Annotated in this window: 17 protein-coding genes and 1 pseudogene; 13 read left to right on the top strand and 5 right to left on the bottom strand. The window is 39.4% G+C overall.

Annotated features, from left to right (window positions below; translation table 11 throughout):
* A partial coding sequence (locus tag LXO72_RS09980) for a hypothetical protein (RefSeq protein ID WP_233332545.1) occupies window positions 1–250 on the top strand: 250 nt, incomplete at its 5' end.
* Window positions 251–748: 498 nt separating this feature from the next.
* Here LXO72_RS09980 and gshAB read toward each other — a convergent pair.
* Window positions 749–3,013, bottom strand: a complete 2,265-nt coding sequence (gene gshAB / locus LXO72_RS09975; RefSeq protein ID WP_233332543.1) for a bifunctional glutamate--cysteine ligase GshA/glutathione synthetase GshB — start codon at window positions 3,011–3,013, stop codon at window positions 749–751.
* A 297-nt stretch (window positions 3,014–3,310) separates the two neighbouring features.
* On the opposite strand from gshAB, the gene LXO72_RS10240 reads away from it, so the two are divergent.
* The 3 genes from LXO72_RS10240 (at window position 3,311) to LXO72_RS09965 (ending at window position 5,614) form a co-directional block, all read left to right on the top strand.
* Window positions 3,311–3,475, top strand: a complete 165-nt coding sequence (locus tag LXO72_RS10240; RefSeq protein ID WP_442805161.1) for a hypothetical protein — start codon at window positions 3,311–3,313, stop codon at window positions 3,473–3,475.
* 371 nt (window positions 3,476–3,846) lie between these two features.
* Complete coding sequence (locus tag LXO72_RS10235; RefSeq protein WP_442805162.1) at window positions 3,847–4,047, top strand: IS3 family transposase; 201 nt, start codon at window positions 3,847–3,849, stop codon at window positions 4,045–4,047.
* 616 nt (window positions 4,048–4,663) lie between these two features.
* Window positions 4,664–5,614, top strand: a complete 951-nt coding sequence (locus tag LXO72_RS09965; RefSeq protein WP_061455660.1) for a hypothetical protein — start codon at window positions 4,664–4,666, stop codon at window positions 5,612–5,614.
* 200 nt (window positions 5,615–5,814) lie between these two features.
* Here LXO72_RS09965 and LXO72_RS09960 read toward each other — a convergent pair whose 3' ends face one another.
* The gene (locus tag LXO72_RS09960; RefSeq protein WP_061455659.1) at window positions 5,815–6,693 is read right to left on the bottom strand and encodes a LysR family transcriptional regulator; all 879 of its coding nucleotides are present in this window, start codon (window positions 6,691–6,693) and stop codon (window positions 5,815–5,817) included.
* A 125-nt stretch (window positions 6,694–6,818) separates the two neighbouring features.
* On the bottom strand, window positions 6,819–7,169 hold the full coding sequence (locus LXO72_RS09955) for a helix-turn-helix domain-containing protein (protein WP_061455764.1): 351 nt from the start codon (window positions 7,167–7,169) through the stop codon (window positions 6,819–6,821).
* Window positions 7,170–7,527: 358 nt separating this feature from the next.
* Here LXO72_RS09955 and LXO72_RS09950 point away from each other — a divergent pair, with 358 nt between their 5' ends.
* Entirely contained in the window at window positions 7,528–9,153 is a 1,626-nt protein-coding gene (locus LXO72_RS09950; protein ID WP_061455658.1) for a malolactic enzyme, read from the top strand.
* A 77-nt stretch (window positions 9,154–9,230) separates the two neighbouring features.
* Window positions 9,231–10,178: an AEC family transporter gene (locus LXO72_RS09945; protein ID WP_233332541.1), complete on the top strand. Its 948-nt coding sequence runs from the start codon at window positions 9,231–9,233 to the stop codon at window positions 10,176–10,178.
* Window positions 10,179–10,724: 546 nt separating this feature from the next.
* On the opposite strand, the gene LXO72_RS09940 is transcribed toward LXO72_RS09945, so the two are convergent.
* A complete protein-coding gene (locus LXO72_RS09940) occupies window positions 10,725–10,928 on the bottom strand; it encodes a CsbD family protein (protein WP_061454701.1) in 204 nt (67 codons plus the stop codon).
* A gap of 480 nt (window positions 10,929–11,408) precedes the next feature.
* Here LXO72_RS09940 and LXO72_RS09935 point away from each other — a divergent pair, with 480 nt between their 5' ends.
* The 7 genes from LXO72_RS09935 (at window position 11,409) to LXO72_RS09905 (ending at window position 16,516) form a co-directional block, all read left to right on the top strand.
* Complete coding sequence (locus LXO72_RS09935; protein WP_233332539.1) at window positions 11,409–11,594, top strand: hypothetical protein; 186 nt, start codon at window positions 11,409–11,411, stop codon at window positions 11,592–11,594.
* A gap of 39 nt (window positions 11,595–11,633) precedes the next feature.
* Window positions 11,634–12,341: a CPBP family intramembrane glutamic endopeptidase gene (locus tag LXO72_RS10205; RefSeq protein WP_325167128.1), complete on the top strand. Its 708-nt coding sequence runs from the start codon at window positions 11,634–11,636 to the stop codon at window positions 12,339–12,341.
* A gap of 196 nt (window positions 12,342–12,537) precedes the next feature.
* Window positions 12,538–12,804: an ACT domain-containing protein gene (locus LXO72_RS09925; protein ID WP_003004214.1), complete on the top strand. Its 267-nt coding sequence runs from the start codon at window positions 12,538–12,540 to the stop codon at window positions 12,802–12,804.
* Window positions 12,805–12,822: 18 nt separating this feature from the next.
* On the top strand, window positions 12,823–14,160 hold the full coding sequence (locus LXO72_RS09920) for a PFL family protein (protein ID WP_233332538.1): 1,338 nt from the start codon (window positions 12,823–12,825) through the stop codon (window positions 14,158–14,160).
* A 133-nt stretch (window positions 14,161–14,293) separates the two neighbouring features.
* The gene (locus tag LXO72_RS09915; protein ID WP_233332536.1) at window positions 14,294–15,010 is read left to right on the top strand and encodes a histidine phosphatase family protein; all 717 of its coding nucleotides are present in this window, start codon (window positions 14,294–14,296) and stop codon (window positions 15,008–15,010) included.
* 41 nt (window positions 15,011–15,051) lie between these two features.
* A complete protein-coding gene (locus tag LXO72_RS09910; protein WP_233332534.1) occupies window positions 15,052–15,750 on the top strand; it encodes a histidine phosphatase family protein in 699 nt (232 codons plus the stop codon).
* Complete coding sequence (locus LXO72_RS09905) at window positions 15,743–16,516, top strand: M15 family metallopeptidase (protein WP_233332532.1); 774 nt, start codon at window positions 15,743–15,745, stop codon at window positions 16,514–16,516. Before LXO72_RS09910 ends, LXO72_RS09905 begins: the two co-directional genes overlap by 8 nt.
* 37 nt (window positions 16,517–16,553) lie before the next feature.
* Here the strand turns inward: LXO72_RS09905 and LXO72_RS09900 are convergent.
* Window positions 16,554–16,654 (bottom strand): annotated as a pseudogene (locus tag LXO72_RS09900) (DUF2812 domain-containing protein); the annotation flags it as partial.

Here is a 16,654-nt window from a genome sequence, read left to right as displayed (position 1 = left end):
CGTTATTGTTTCAACGGTAGCAAACTGGTTTTTACATAAAGTAATTGATAAACCCAATATAGATCAGAAAGAATTACTTGAAGCTACCGCACAATATAGAAAGTTATTGATACCTGACCTAATAATTAAAGGAGTGGGATTGATTCTATCTTTAATTGTCTATCCTCCGATTATGATGTATAGTGTTTTAATTGCGGCATTTTACATCATAACTTTAAAAACACTATCCGAAAAAAGAGTGAATAACTAAAAAACGGTGACCAAAGTTAGGTGTATTATTTTAATGCTTAGAGACCTAAACTATTCCCTATTTTAAAAATATTGATTCAGATTTTATGAAATTAAAAAGTAGATATTGTTCAGAAAATCCTTGATATTACGCTGTTTTTAGTCCAACTGAAATCCATACTTTCCAAACCAGGCTTTAAGAAAGCTCGTAAAGCATCACAATTCTCAAAACGTTAATCAATACGATACTATCAACGTTTACAGACATTCAAGAATTTTCTCTTGGATGTCTTTTTTGTATAAAAAATAGTTGTTTTTCGGAAAGTTAGCTATTAATATTTATCAATGATAAAAATAGCATGTTTTAAGGGACTGACCCCAAAAAGTGAGAATTTAATAAAAAGACTTCAACCCACTACAGTTGACAAAGAGCCGTAGATTTTAGGTATTTACCTTTTCTACTTAAGAGGTATCATATCATCGAGATAAAGGTGATTTGTTTGTTCCTAAGAATTAGGCTTTAGGTTTGACTTGTGGCAACTTCTGGAAAAAGCTTGTCTAGGATTTTTGGAGTGATAGCTTGTCCAGGACCTTCAGCACAATAGGTGTGAATATACATAGCGGGATTGAAGTTGAGCTCGATACAAGTGAAATGAGGTTTTTCCTTGCTAGCAGGCTGAGTTTTATCTGGAATGATGAGATCAACCCCGCAAGCCCAGGCCCCCATGCTAGTTGCCATAGCTGCTGCCAATTCTTGGTAAGAGGAATCTATTGTCTCAGTGACATCAATAGAGTCACCACCCGTAGAGATGTTGGAGTTACGGCGGAGATTGACCTTTTTCCCTTCTGGGAGAATATCATCAGGTGCATAACCTTGCTGAGTCAACATCAATTGTTCAATGTCTCCTAGCTTAATGATTTCCAGAGGTGAGCGGTGGTCACGGCCTCGCAATGGATTGGCATTTTTCTGAGCGACTAATTCACGAATGGTGTGTTTGCCATCACCGACAACATTAGCAGCGACACGAAGGAGGACAGACTCACAACGCCCGTCCAGAATGAAGAAACGGTATTCGGTTCCTGGGATAAATTCTTCAACAAGAACAGCTGTATCTTCTGCAAAGGCAATCTCGAGAGCTTTCTTATAGTTATCAAGGCTGGCAGGCTCTTGGAAAATGGAAATGCCCAGACCGAAGTTGGTTGATTTTGGTTTAACCACAATTTGCTTGCCCTTGATAAGAGGATAGTAGGCTAGACCTTGTTCTAGACTGGTAAATTCGTCGCCGGCAGGGACAGGGAAGCCAGCATCAGCCAGGATTTTTTTGGTCACGGTTTTATTAGCCATGGCAAGAGGAACTACATAGTTGTCTTTTGAGGTCATGTTACCATTTTTGACGTACTCAACATGATCTTTATGCCAGAGTTTAAGGAATTGATCCTGCTCATCTAGGATTTCAAAATGAAGCCCTTTTTGAATGGCATCAAAGAGCAGCATCTGGGTAGAAAGTTCCATCTCCTCATAACCCTTAAGGGCATAGTGGGCAGTCCAGTCGTAATCATGATAGGCAAGCGCCTTGTCAAGGGCAAAGTCAGAAAGGGACTTGTCTTTGATATGAGGAAGAAGTTGAGCAGCTATTGTCTGACTGGGATCTGCAAAGGCATCTTTAACTTGTTTGACCAGACCTTGATGATAGTCACCAAGCCCAAAATGTTGCACCAGTTGGTCTAGAGCTGTCGTAATGTTCTGAGTTTCAGCTTCAGAAGGTAGAGGTTCTAAAGGATGAGAGAGGGCAATTTTTTCATTCAGCGCGTGACCTTGAGCCAGAGCCTGATCAACATTTTCAGGGGCATCCAGCCAGAGGAAGGCTAGAAGGAGTAGGTGTACGGTATCCATGGTAGTTTGGCTAATACCGATACGCTCAAAGGGGTTGAGGTCGAAGTTACGGAATTCTAGGTAGGTGATTCCCTTGTCAAGGAAGGAGCGATTAACCTTTTGTCCACGGAAACGAACAGCCGAGTAAAATTCCTTTTCCGCAATCAAATCACCTTGTTCGATATAGTTTTCGATGGCAGAGACATAGTCTTCTAGGCTTGCAAAAGATACTTGTATTTCTTCCTTATTGACATAACCATGGTCGCTGTTTCGGAAGGAACGCACGAGTTCTGGCACTTCTTGGTCGAAGAAGCCTTGCTCAGCAACAGGTGCAGCACCAAAGAGATAGGTAATCACCCAACGATAGCGCAAATAGTTCTGAGCCAGCTTAAGATAGAGGGCGTTTTTGAAAGCAATTATATCAATCTGGTCACTTTCTTGGAATAGGGCTTCAACCAAATCTTTCCCTAGTTCCATATTATAGTGGATACCTGAGATAGCTTGTAGTTTAGTTCCGTATTTTTCGGCCAGGTAGTTACGATAATAGCGTTCAAATTCATTTTCCAGTTGGGCAACTTGGATTTCTTGGGCGTTGATACGAGGAGGCATGGACAAGGGCCAGAGAAGTTCATCTTTACTGATGGAACGTCCAGCTACATCGGTAATGGCTCCAAGAAATCGACGAGCCTCAGTGGTAGATTTAGCAACTGGTGTGATGAGTTCCATCTGAAACTCACAAAAATCTGTTTGAATATAAGGGTGGAAACTTCGAGCTCCTAGCCATGAAGGGTGAGGCGTATGTGCTAATTTTCCCTGTCTATCGACACGAAGACTTTCGCGTTCAATTCCAAAGTTAGCTTGAAGGATAGGGCTAGTAGGCTCCAGCTTTTGAAGCAGTTGATTTATAGTCATAGAGTCACCTTTTCATCTAATGTTAGTGATAGTCTATTATAAATAGGAGAAGAAAACAACTTTCCGCTACGGTTAAGGGGAATTTCCGAATGTTTCAGATAAGAATTCTTAAAACCAGTTGTTTTTTAGCTCTATTATATGCAAAAATTGTAAAATACCCACTGATTTTTATGTAAAATGTTATTTCTCTTGGAATTTAAATCAAATTAGCCTATACTAATGACGTATATATGAGAACGAAAGAATCCCTAGGGTCGGCACTGCACCCATAAAATGAGACACAAGAAAACACTCCTGTTGAATTCTGGTAAACTAGAAACAGGGGTGTTTTGTTATGGTCAAAAAGCATATTCAGTAGTAACTAATCTAGCCAGTATCGAAATGAAGAAGGCAGGCAAATCAAATAAAGTTATCATGGATACCCTCAGCATCAAAAATGCTAGTCAGGCAAAGACCTGGTAGCGATGGTATCAGAATGATGAATTGTACCGTTTCCACCAACCCGTAAGGAAACAATATACTTATGGTAATGGGATGAAACAGTTATCTGAAGTGGAACAGTTACGTTTGCAGGTAGAATTACTAAAAAAGTATCAGAGCTTGATAAGAGAATCGACAAAGTAAGTCTTATCAAGTTAGTAGAAGAGTATAAGAAAACGTGCCCTGTATCTATTATTTTAGAGTGTTTCGAAGTCCAACGCTCAAACTTTTATCGCTGGAAACAGGAGTGTAAGAATTCTCAGAAAAGAGACGAAATAGCAGATAATGCCTGTATCGAATGGTTTCACTCAGTTCTCAAGTCTGAAACCTTCTCTCTCCATAAGTGAAGAAACATAACTGGAGATAGTGTAACAGATATTGTCAAAAATTACATCATATTTTATAATGAAACTAGAATTCAACAAAAATTGAATGACCAGTCCCCTGTAGAGTACAGGGAATTGGTCGTAGAAGGGGTCCAGCAACCGAAGGGCGCTAGCCTTCAAATTTTCCTCCCAAAATGTGTCCAAAATATTAACAGAATTCCAGAATAACTAAAAAATGGTGATCAAAGTTAGGTGTATTATTTTAATGCTTACAGACCTAAACTATTCCCCTATTTATAATCTATTGATTCATATTTTATGAAATTAATCAGTAGATATCGTTCTGAAAAGCCTTGATAATACGCTGTTTTTAGTCCAACTGAAATCCATACTTTCCAAACCAGGTCTTAAGAAAGCGCGTAAAGCTAGCCAGTTCTCTAAACGTTAATTCGTTGCTGGACAGCAGAATACAAACGAAAACACTTTGCATATTGCAAGGTGTTTTATTTTGTATGAGAATTGGCGGTGCGCAATTAGGATAGCTCTAGCGACTTTAGTCGCATAGAGATATGCTATGCACAGTTGCCCCAAGAAAATAAGCGAAGCGATGTTTGATTAGATGGCAACCACTGCACTCAAAACGTTAACTAGAAAGAATGACTATACTTACAAAGAGCACCTTTCGGGGTGTTCTTTTACTTTTCCTTTCTTCTTATGGTATCTTTCATATGGTATAATGGGACAAGGATATTTTTTCTAGAAATACGTATATTTTTTGAAACGCACAAATGCTTTAAACAATAGAAAATTATCTGGCAAATAATAAATATCGGGAGGATTTGCAATGAAATTTTCGAAAAAAATGGTGTTTATTGCCATGTTGGTGGGAGTTCTCTTACTTACGCCTTACCTGGGTTATAAATACTATGTGAACAAATATGTTAAGCCATACACTATTTTTTTGTTTAAGAGAAAGATAGTGGACTACAAATATATCGAAGATGGGAAAGCCTTGGTAATCAAGTGGGACTATGATAATCCATTGGACTATTGGCTTGCATCGCAATCTACCTATGTTTATTGGGTTGGTCCCGTTGCCAGCCAGAATAAGATTGTACAGGAATACAAAAGATTGCCGATATATCGAAATGAGCCTACTGAAGGTGAATATTGGAAGATTGCAGTCTATGATATAAAGACGAAAGGCTTTCCTTCCAAAGACTACGATGTTTTTAAAATGACTCGAGATTATGATTCCAACGATATCCCTGTAGGAATTGCTTCTACTATCTATATTAGTGAGGGTCGAGAACTACTGGATATTCATTTGAAAAATGCCAAAGATGGTTCTCTTTTTACCAAGTCTATTGATTTGAATGAGGGGAAGATTGTAGAATTAGGTAAGGGCCGAGATTATGAGCAATATGCTACGGCAACAAGTTTTTATAATCTACTGCCCGATTCTAAAGACTACTATATGTTTAATTGGGAATTTGGTGTTTCTAAAGATGGGAAACTAGCTAAAGATGCCCTTATTCGTCAAAAGTACCCTGAAGCAGCAAAGCTTTTGGAAGATAATAACGGATCAATTGTAGTCTTGGCAGATAAGCCAAGTATCGAAAACAATATGCCAATTTACCAGCTCTTGTATAAGGAAGGAACGAATTTATTTGAAAATGTGAAAATTCCTGCGGAAAACTCAGTAGATGGACAGGAGCATATTGTCAATAGTCAGGAAGAATTTATTAAATACTATCGTAATAAGGAAGTAGGAGAAGTTAAATCGAGAATGTAAGTTCTATCCAAACTTACAAAGAGCACCTTTCTGGGTGTTCTTTTTTATTGATATCTTGTGGATTTATAATTAGAAATCTCTTTGAAGGGTATCGGGTAAATGAAAAATTCGGCGATCATATCCTATTTCTTCATACTTTAGTCTACTACCTATAATGTAAAAAACTCTAGCTATCAGGTAGTTGATAGTTAGAGTTTTTTCTATTCATATGATTTAATGAGATTAAATAAGGCTTCTACTTCTGATGACAGTGTAGCTGATTTGAGATAAGCGTAGTAAACTGTAAATGTTATCTGGTCCTCCGGTATTAGAGGGATTTTTATTAAATCATCATCTTCATCAGAAAGTGCGATATCAGCCAGTAAACTAACGCCAATCCCTTTCTTTAAAAGTTCTTTAATGATGACAATGTCGTCACTCTTAAAGAATATTTCTGCCTTGTTTTGATGCTTTTGATTAAGCAGTTCAAAAGCTTTCAGGTGAACAAAGTGTTCGTCTAAAAGTATAAAGGATTGATCTACTAAATCTTCAAAAGCGAGGGAAGGAGCAGTAGCAAGAGGATGGTTCTTAGATAAAACGACATACAGTTCTTTATGAAAGAGTTCATGTGTCTCTATTGAAGGATGATTGAGTGGTTCAATCAAGCCGAGTAGGCTTGCATCAAGGTCTCCCTTGAGGAGAAGATCTAATAACTCTACGGAGCCACCGCGGATAGGGCGTAACTTTTTTAAAAAATCGAATTTATCTTTTTCGTCTAAGGCTGCAAAGAGATACTGAATGATAATAGGAGGGAATCCTACAGTAGAGTATTGTGCCAAGGAGCGATTAATTTCTTTGCGAGTAGAAATAACCTCAGATAAGATCTTTTCTGTATGCTTTAGAAGGATTTGCCCTTGAGGAGTGAGTTTGAAGGAACGATGTGAAGGATCATGGTGAATCAATTTGCAATTAAAAGATTCCTCTAAGCGCTTGATGGCATAAGAAATAGATGGTTGACTGACTTTATGTAGTTTTGCTACTTCCGTATAGGATTGAAGCTGGCAGAGGTCATAAAAATATTGTAGATCTTTTAAATTCATATGGGCTCACTTTCATTAATTGGAGAAAAAATAAGTGGAAATCACCAGATAAATAAATTTTATCCGTATCCTACAATTTGACTATACGATTATTTGCTGGTTAAAATGTAAGTGAGTCAGGAATCTCAAAGATTATCTAAGATACTTTCAAAAATGACCAACATCTTTTCTCGTTTATCAATAGGGAGCTGTTTAATCTTCATGTTGATTCTTTTGAGTGAAAGACTGTCAGTCTTATCAGAGGTTGATTCAAGACTATCAAAATTGAAAAATTCCTCTGGGGTCATCTCTAGGGCATCAATCACTTTTTCAAGACTGTGAATGGTCAGATTCACATTTTGGTTTTCGAGTTGGTTGATATACTTAAGCCCAAGTCCCGCTTGTTCCGAAAGTTCTTCCTGGCTCATTTTGTTTTGTGTTCGAAAATATTTCACTTTTTGGGAAATATAGTGTTGTAAATAGTTTTTAGTTGTCATATAAATAGAATACAAGTTTTGCATGACAAAAAAACACATTAAAAAGCACAAAGTATTGTTTAAGGAACTTATGTGATATTAATTTTAATCAGGGTTGCCAATTTGTATGATTATTTTGCTATACTTGAAACTTTTAGGAAAGAGTGATCATCGAGAGTTTCATGAGTTCAGGACTTTATAAAATTTAACAACTTGAAGTATCATCAATAATAGTGTTTTAAGTAAAAAAGAGCTTATTAGAAAATTGTTCTCGTAGACTCATTATAACATATACGTACATAATCGTATTTTTTAAACGACAAAGTTTTCCAAACAATTCATTTAAGTAGTATAATAGAAGTAAAAAGGAGGTTGCACTATGACTGCACATGATATTTTAAACAATCCTTTCCTTAATAAGGGAACTGCCTTTACCTTAGAGGAGCGAAAGGAACTAGGCCTTATTGGTTTACTGCCACCGTATGTTCAAACGATTGAAGAACAAGCGGCGCAAACTTATGCACAAATGCAAACAAAAGCCAATGATTTGGAAAAGCGTCTTTTCCTAATGGAAATTTTTAATACCAACCGGACTCTTTTCTATTACCTCTTTTCTCAACATTTGGAGGAATTCAATCCAATTGTATACGATCCAACCATTGCAGATACCATTGAAGGCTATAGTGACCTCTTTGTAGATCCCCAATATGCGGGATATCTTGATATCAATCATCCTGAAAATATTGAAGCCACTTTGAAAAATGCTGCTGGGGATCGCGAGATTCGTCTCATTGTTGTAACAGATGCAGAAGGAATCCTTGGAATCGGTGACTGGGGAACAAATGGTGTCGATATTTCTGTTGGGAAATTGATGGTCTACACGGGTGCTGCTGGAATCGATCCTTCTATGGTCCTTCCTTTAGTTATCGATGCAGGGACTAACCGTGAAGAACTTCGTAACAATCCTAATTACTTAGGAAATCGTCACGAACGGGTTCGCGGAGATCGTTACTACGACTTCATTGACCAATTTGTTCAAACAGCAGAACGTCTCTTTCCTAAACTCTACCTTCACTGGGAAGACTTCGGCCGCTCGAATGCTGCCAATATTCTTGAAAAATACCGAAAACAAATTCCAACTTTTAATGATGATATTCAAGGTACAGGAATCGTTACCCTAGGTGGTATCTTTGGTTCACTGGATATTAGTGGTGAAAAATTAACAGATCAAGTTTATCTCTGCTATGGTGGTGGTACTGCTGGTGCAGGAATTGCCGCTCGTGTTCTTCGTGAAATGGTGAGTGAAGGTCTTTCTGAAGAAGAAGCCTATAAACGTTTCTTTATGGTTGATAAACAAGGTCTTCTCTTTGATGACATGGATGACCTAACTCCTGAACAAAAACCGTTTGCTAAGAAACGTGCTGACTTTAGTAACGCAGACAAGTTGACTGACCTGCTTGAAGTAGTGAAGACTGTGAAGCCAACCATTCTTGTAGGAACTTCGACTCAGCCTAATACCTTCACTAAAGAAATAGTAGAGGCTATGTGTGAAAATACAGAGCGTCCGATGATCTTCCCTTTGTCAAATCCAACCAAACTAGCAGAAGCTAGTGCCAAAGATTTGATCGAATGGTCAGATGGCAAAGCTTTTGTCGCAACAGGAATTCCTGCTGATACAGTTTCTTATAAAGCTGTCGACTATGTGATTGGTCAAGCCAATAATGCCTTGATTTACCCAGGTCTTGGTCTAGGTATGCTGGCTTCTGAAGCAAGTCTTTTGACTGATGAAATGATTGGAGCAGCAGCTCATTCATTGAGTGGTATTGTCAATCCAGGCCAACCAGGAGCTCCTGTCTTGCCACCATTCAAGTATGTAGCAGATGTTTCTATTAAAGTAGCAGAAGCAGTCGCTAAAAAAGCACAAGAGCAAGGTCTTGCGTGTGCTAAGGAAACAGATATGGCCAAAGCAGTTCGTGATTTGAAGTGGTATCCAGAGTATAAATAATTCATTGCTGCTATCTATCCTTCACTAGCGACAGATTTGTATGGGCTGTGGACTTAAGTAATTTAGAAAGGATACCTATGTCACTCTTTTTAACCTCGATTACGAGTATCATTCCGATTATCACTATCATTGTTTTGGGGTATATTCTTCAGGTGAAGGGATGGTTTGGAGATGCCTTTGGACCTAACCTGTCTCGTTTGATCATGAATGTAGCCTTGCCAGCGTCAATCTTTGTGTCGGTGATGAAATACCTAACGCTAGATAAACTAATCAGTCTTTCTGGAGGTCTCCTTTATACATTTGTAGCCTTTATCTTGGGCTATATCGTAGCTTATATTGCAGTTATGATTTTCAAGGTTCGTCCAGGACGACGAGGAACCATGATTAATACCTTTGTGAATGCTAATACTATTTTTATTGGTTTACCTTTAAACGTTGCTCTTTTTGGGGATCAGGCTCTTCCTTATTTCTTAATTTACTATATCACCAACACGATTTCCACCTGGACATTAGGCGTGTATTTGATGACGAGCGATAGTAAATCAGGTCAAAGCAAGGAGACAAGTAAATTTGACTGGAAGAAATTGCTACCAGCTCCGCTTGTAGGTTTTCTTGTGGCTCTGCTATTTTTGATTCTCCGAATCTCTATTCCAGATTTCGCAACGAATACCTTAACCTATGTTGGAAATATCGTCACTCCCCTATCTCTGATTTATATTGGTATCGTTCTTGCAAAGGCAGGCTTGAAAACTATTACTTTTGATAAAGATACAATTGTCACTTTAGTTGGATGCTTTATCCTAGCTCCTCTAATCATGCTTCTTGTATTGAAGTTCTTTGCACCAAATATGGCGACAGTAGAATTTAAGACCTTTATGATTCAGTCCGCTACACCAGCTTTAGCTGTTCTCCCGATCCTTGCTAATCAGGGAAAAGGAGATGTGGAATTCTCTACGAATGTGGTGACTCTAAGTACGGTTCTATTTATCGTTGTTATTCCAATATTACAAACTTTGTTAGGATAAGAAGGAAGAGGATAGGATTGAAAGTTTTGCGTTAAGAAATTGCACTATTTTAGATACACCTATTCCTATTTATTGAAATCGAAATCAGAAGAAACTCTTCTGATGGCTGCTATTGAGCGCTTTTGAGCTGTCCTAAAAGCAAGACTATTCAAATTAGGATTGAAAAAAGCTCGTAAAGCTAGCCAGTTCTCTAAACGTTAATTCGTTGCTGGACAGCAGAATACAAACGAAAATACTTTGCATCTTGCAAGGTGTTTTTTTCTATGAGAACTAGCGGTGCGCAATTAGGATAGCTCTAGCGACTTTAGTCGCGTAGAGATATGCTATGCACAGTTGCCCCAAGAAAACAAGCAAAGCGATGTTTGATTGGATGGCAACCACTGCACTCAAAACGTTCTTCGAAAGAATTACTATACTTACAAAGAGCATCTTTCGGGGTGTTCTTTTTTCTACACCCAAACTAAATCAAAGATAAACAAAAAACCACCCTATCTTCCACAGTCAAACGTGACGGTAGAAAATAGGGTGGTTTTAGCACGTTAACGATTAGTTATCGTCTTTGTGAAGGATATTTTTCACGCCGTTGATAGCTCCTTCGACAGCTTCTTTTGCGTCTTCAGCAACTTCTTTTGCTTTTGATGCAACTTTTTCAGCAACGCCTTCAGCTTCTGTTTTTTTATCGCCGGTTACTTTACCGAGACCTTCTTTAACAGAACCTTTAACTTGGTTTAATTTATCTTCTAATGACATAGTGTCACCTCCGTTAAGTAAATAGTTTTTTTAATCTGAATTCAAGACAGTTCATTTAAAAAATTAAAACTATTTAGCTCAGATTAATATAAGTATATGCCTTCTGAAATGGGAAGTCAAATATTCGCTACGGTATTTTGAAAGTGGGAAGGAGTTATGACGAGATCGCAACTAATGATGGATGAATAGGTCCTTGCCTTGTTTTTAATTGAAGAAACATAGATCTTCTGCTATTTCAATATAAAATCGTCCAGGTGATTAAGGAATAATATATTGTGGAATCATCAGGCTAGAAAATCTAAACGGCTGTTTTCTCCTATCAAAGCGGAGTAAAAAACAAAAGAAGATGACACTTTCTGTTCAAAAAGGGACAATTGAGGAGTTTGTTGATTTAAAGATTTTTCGTGTGCTATACTAAAATTGTCAAAGTTGCAACTAGACAATATTTTTTAATCTAATAAATATAAGGAGGTATTCATAATGAATACAAATATTTTGGAAGAATTTGATAGTTTAGATAACGATTTTCTCTCAACAGTAGCAGGTGGTGGGGTTTTTAATACTATATATATGGGACCGCCTCCAGTTTCAGGTGGTCCGAATGGTTGGGAATACTTCCGTAAGTTGATTGCGCCACTTGAAATGCGAAGTTTCTTCGCAATTTAATGAGTATCGGCTAAAATTTTTTTGTTGGTGGAGGATGTTATGAAATATGCCAAACATGGACTTGCTTTACTGTTCCTGTTATATTTATTTGTTTTTGGGATTGAAGGTCTTGGTATCTACCTAACTGGAGTTTTCAATGGTGATGTAAGTTTTCTTTATTTCATCTATTTGATTCTCTACTCTTTGCTACTCATCGCCATTCTATTTTGGTTTAAAAGACAGAAGATAGCCACCCATTCAAACAGACAGAAATGGAAGTGGTCCTATCTGGGGTATTTTGCTTTGGTACTTTTGTGGTTCTTTTTTGAAAGATGGGTGCTGCAAACTTTTCAAGCTTTTCTAGTTCCTGTCGTTCATCAAACAAAATTGCCATCCTCTATTTATCTAAATGGTCCCGGTATTTCGGGTACTCTGTTTTTTGTCCTGGCAACCACTACATCTCCTATGATAGAAGAATTCATTTTCAGAGGATATCTGATGGATGTCTTCTTTAAAGAAAGCAAATTCCATTTAGATATTTTGCTTTCAGGCTTTCTCTTTGCGGCCTTTCATCTGATCTATCAATATCGGGATCCTGTAACCTTTTCTCTTTATTTCTGTTCAGGGATCTTCTTCGCAGCTATCTATAAGAAATCTAAAGAAATCCGACTGCCGATTTTCTTGCATGCTTTTAGCAATTTTCTGACTTTTTGGAAACCGATCTGGATTTTCGTCTACAACTATATCTACTGGCATTTTCTTGTTTAATATCTGTGTTTCCTCAGCCACTACTTTAAGAAAAATCGCTTTAGCCATTGGTGATTTATCAAGACTTACATACATTCAAGAGATTTTCTTGGATGTCTTCTTTTTGTTTGTAAAACCGAACCTTTTCTAAAACATTTAAGCGATTTTAAGGTGAATGTGCTACAATGGAAGCAAATAGATAGAATGGAGCAGTGAAATGAAAGCAATTATTACAGTCGTCGGAAAAGACCAAAAAGGAATCGTAGCAGGTGTTGCGACTAAGGTGGCAGAGTTGGGACTCAATATCGATGATATCTCTCAAACTGTATTGGATGAATACTTTACCATGATGGCGGTCGTATCATCGGATGAGAAAAAAGATTTCACGCAACTTCGTTCAGAGTTGGAAGAATTCGGTCAGTCTCTTCATGTGAAAATCAATATCCAGAGCGCAGCCATTTTTGACGCCATGCACAATTTGTAAGATAGGGGTTGAGAATTTATGGACATTAGACAGGTAACAGAAACCATTGCCATGATTGAGGAGCAGAACTTTGATGTTCGGACCATCACCATGGGCATCTCCCTACTAGATTGTATTGATCCAGATATTGATAAAGCGGCAGAAAAGGTCTACCAGAAGATTGTGACAAAGGCCAAGGACTTAGTAGCTGTTGGGGATGAGATTGCAGCAGAACTCGGCATCCCGATTGTGAACAAGCGGGTTTCGGTCACTCCGATTTCTATTATCGGGGCAGCAACCAATGCGACAGATTATGTGCCCTTTGCCAAGGCGTTGGATCGTGCGGCTAAAGAGATCGGAATTAACTTTATCGGTGGCTTCTCAGCCCTGGTTCAAAAAGGCTACCAAAAAGGGGATGAAATCCTCATCAATTCCATTCCTCGTGCCCTAGCAGAGACGGACTTTGTCTGCTCTTCAGTCAATATCGGATCGACCAAGACGGGGATCAATATGACCGCTGTCCGAGACATGGGCCGTATCATTAAAGAAGCTTCCCAAGCAGATCCAATGGGGCCTGGGAAACTCGTTGTCTTTGCCAATGCAGTAGAGGACAATCCTTTTATGGCGGGTGCCTTCCACGGTGTTGGTGAAGCGGATGTTGTCATCAACGTTGGGGTTTCTGGACCTGGTGTCGTCCAACGGGCGATTGAAAAAGTTCCTGGTGCAAGCTTTGATGTATTGGCTGAAACAGTTAAGAAGACAGCCTTCAAGATTACTCGTGTCGGGCAACTGGTTGGTCAAATGGCTAGTGAACGTCTCGGTGTTGAGTTTGGTATTGTCGACTTGTCTCTCGCGCCAACACCAGCTGTTGGGGATTCGGTTGCCCGTGTCCTTGAGGCTATGGGGCTTGAAGTAGTAGGAACCCATGGAACTACTGCAGCGCTCGCTCTACTCAATGACCAAGTGAAAAAAGGCGGCATCATGGCTTGTAACCAAGTCGGTGGTTTGTCAGGTGCCTTCATTCCGGTCTCAGAAGATGAGGGGATGATTGCGGCAGTCCAGTCAGGTCATATCAATTTGGAAAAATTGGAAGCCATGACAGCTATCTGTTCCGTCGGTCTGGATATGATTGCCATTCCAGCTGATACTCCAGCTACAACCATTGCGGCTATGATTGCCGATGAAGCAGCTATCGGAGTGATCAACCAAAAGACAACAGCGGTTCGGATTATCCCTTATGGAGAAGAGGGTGATATGTTAGAGCTTGGAGGACTTCTTGGGTCTGCTCCAGTGATGAAGGTCAACAAGGCTTCGTCAGCTGATTTTATTGCCCGTGGGGGTCAAATTCCGGCCCCAGTTCATAGCTTTAAAAACTAAAAAATGGCCCTGGAGCATAATTTTTGCTCAGGGCTTTTAATATTGACCAAGGTAGTGAAAGTGAATCTAGTGATCATCGCTGCCAGTTTCCTTATAAAAAATGATATAATAGAAGAACGTAAAAGGAGATCACATGGCGAAAACAAGATTATTTATTATTCGGCATGGAAAAACCATGTTTAATACGATAGGTCGTGCCCAAGGTTGGTCGGATACACCCCTGACTGCTCAAGGAGAAGAAGGTATCCGTGAATTGGGGGTTGGTTTGAGAGAATCTGGTTTGGACTTTGTCCGTGCTGTTTCCAGCGACTCCGGTCGCGCCATTCAAACCATGGGAATTGTTTTAGACGAGCTTGGGCTAACAGATCAGATTCCTTATACTTTCAACAAAAAGATCCGGGAATGGTGTTTTGGAAGTTTTGATGGTGCCTACGGAGGGGAACTTTTCCGTGGAGTTGTTCCTCGCGTTCTAGATATTGAAGACTATAAGAAACTTACTCTGGAAGAACTGGCGAATGGTATTTACCAAGTGGATACAGCCGGATGGGCTGAACCGTGGGATGTGTTGAAAAAACGCATTGTAGATGGTTTTGAAGAGATTGCTAAAGAAGTCGAAGCCAAGGGTGGTGGAAATGCCCTAATTGTCAGTCATAGCATGACCATCGGTTCCTTTGTGTGCATTTTAAATCCAGAAATTGTATTGGATCCAAGGGTTGAAAATGGCAGTGTTACCCTGGTAGAATACGAAAATGGACGTTTCTCGATTCAAACCATCGGAGATGAGTCTTATCGCAAGCTGGGTGCTAACTGGTTAGCAACCCACTCAGAAGAACTTGATGTAAAAAAATAAAATAGCTTATATAAGAAGATAACAATTGCAGGAGGATAAAAATGGCAAAGACAAAATTGTATATTGCCCGTCATGGAAAAACCATGTTTAATACCATTGGTCGTGCCCAAGGTTGGTCTGATAGCCCCTTGACGGAAGCTGGTGAACGAGGGATTCATGAATTGGGGATTGGTCTGCGTGAGGCAGGGATTCAGTTCCAACAAGCTGTTTCCAGTGACTCGGGTCGAACCATTCAAACCATGGGAATTGTGTTAGAAGAATTAGGTTTGACTGGTAAAATTCCTTATCGCTATGATAAGCGTATTCGCGAATGGTGTTTTGGAAGCTTTGATGGAGCCTACGACGGGGAACTCTTTATGGGGGTTCTGCCACGTGTCTTTCGAGTCGATGATTTCCATCATTTAAGCTTGATGGAGTTAGCTGAAGGGATTGTCGAAGTGGATACAGCAGGCTGGGCGGAGTCCTGGGAAACTCTTCGAGATCGAATTTTGGATGGCTTTACGGCGATTGCCAAGGATGTCGAGTCTCAAGGTGGTGGCAATGCCATCGTGGTCAGTCATGGGATGACGATCAGTACCTTGATTTACTTGATTGATCCAAAAGCCTTCAAAGAATTGGTTTTGGACAATGGTAGTGTGACAGTTATTGAGTATGAGGATGGCCAATTTAAATTGGAAGCAGTTGGAGATCTGTCATACCGACAAGTTGGAGCGCAATTGTTAGAGGGAAATCATGACTAAATACAAACTTGCCAAGAAAAGAGAAAAGAAAGTTAGCTGGATCGTGCTCTGCTGTTTAGGCCTCTGTCTGATCGGAGCAGGAGTGGGTATTTTCTATTTGAAACCTCAATGGCTTCCTATGAACTTTGCTGAAGACAAAAAAGTTGAAACGACTACTCCAAAAAAAGTTGAGAAAAAGGAAGAAAAACCGAAGACTGACCTTCCCCAAGTTTCCACTAAGGATTGGAATTTGGTCTTGATCAATCGGGACAACAAGTTAGCCGAGCTGAACCCTCAGTTGGTCGATGTTGAAGAAATCAAGGTGGATAGTCGGATTGCAGAACAAACCAAACAGTTTCTAGCAGCCGCAAGAGCTATTGCGCCTGAAGAATCCTTGATTTCGGGTTATCGAAGTGTAGAGGAGCAAACGGAAATCTACAATGAGCGGGTGGCTCAATTAGAAGCTACAGGCCTACCTCATGAAGAGGCAGAACGTCAAGCGCAAACACAAGTGCAGGTTCCAGGAGCTAGTGAGCACCAGACGGGTCTTGCGATTGATATGAGTGCTCCAAATGGACAGTCTGAAGAGGTAGCCCAGCAGATTATTGCCTTGGCGCCACAATATGGGTTTGTTCTCCGTTATCCAGAAGGGAAAAATGCGATTACGGGTGTGGACTATGAAAACTGGCATTTCCGCTATGTCGGTGTTGAGAATGCTCAGTATATGGCCAAACATCAGCTAGTTTTAGAAGAATATATTCAAAAGCTGAAAGAAGCAGGTTCATAGTTTTTTCAGCCTAAAATCAGTCTAAAGACCGAGAAACTCACCTTCCATCTACTTGGTATTTCCTTTTAAGTCTGAAAAAACCATGGATTAGATAAGAAATCAGAAAAGCATATAAAAGAAAATAATAAAGAAAGATAT

Source organism: Streptococcus sp. XMC, from assembly GCF_021341835.1.
Taxonomy (GTDB): Bacteria; Bacillota; Bacilli; order Lactobacillales; family Streptococcaceae; genus Streptococcus.
Note: the sequence above shows the minus strand (reverse complement) of the source record. Positions and strands in the feature narration are given on the sequence as shown.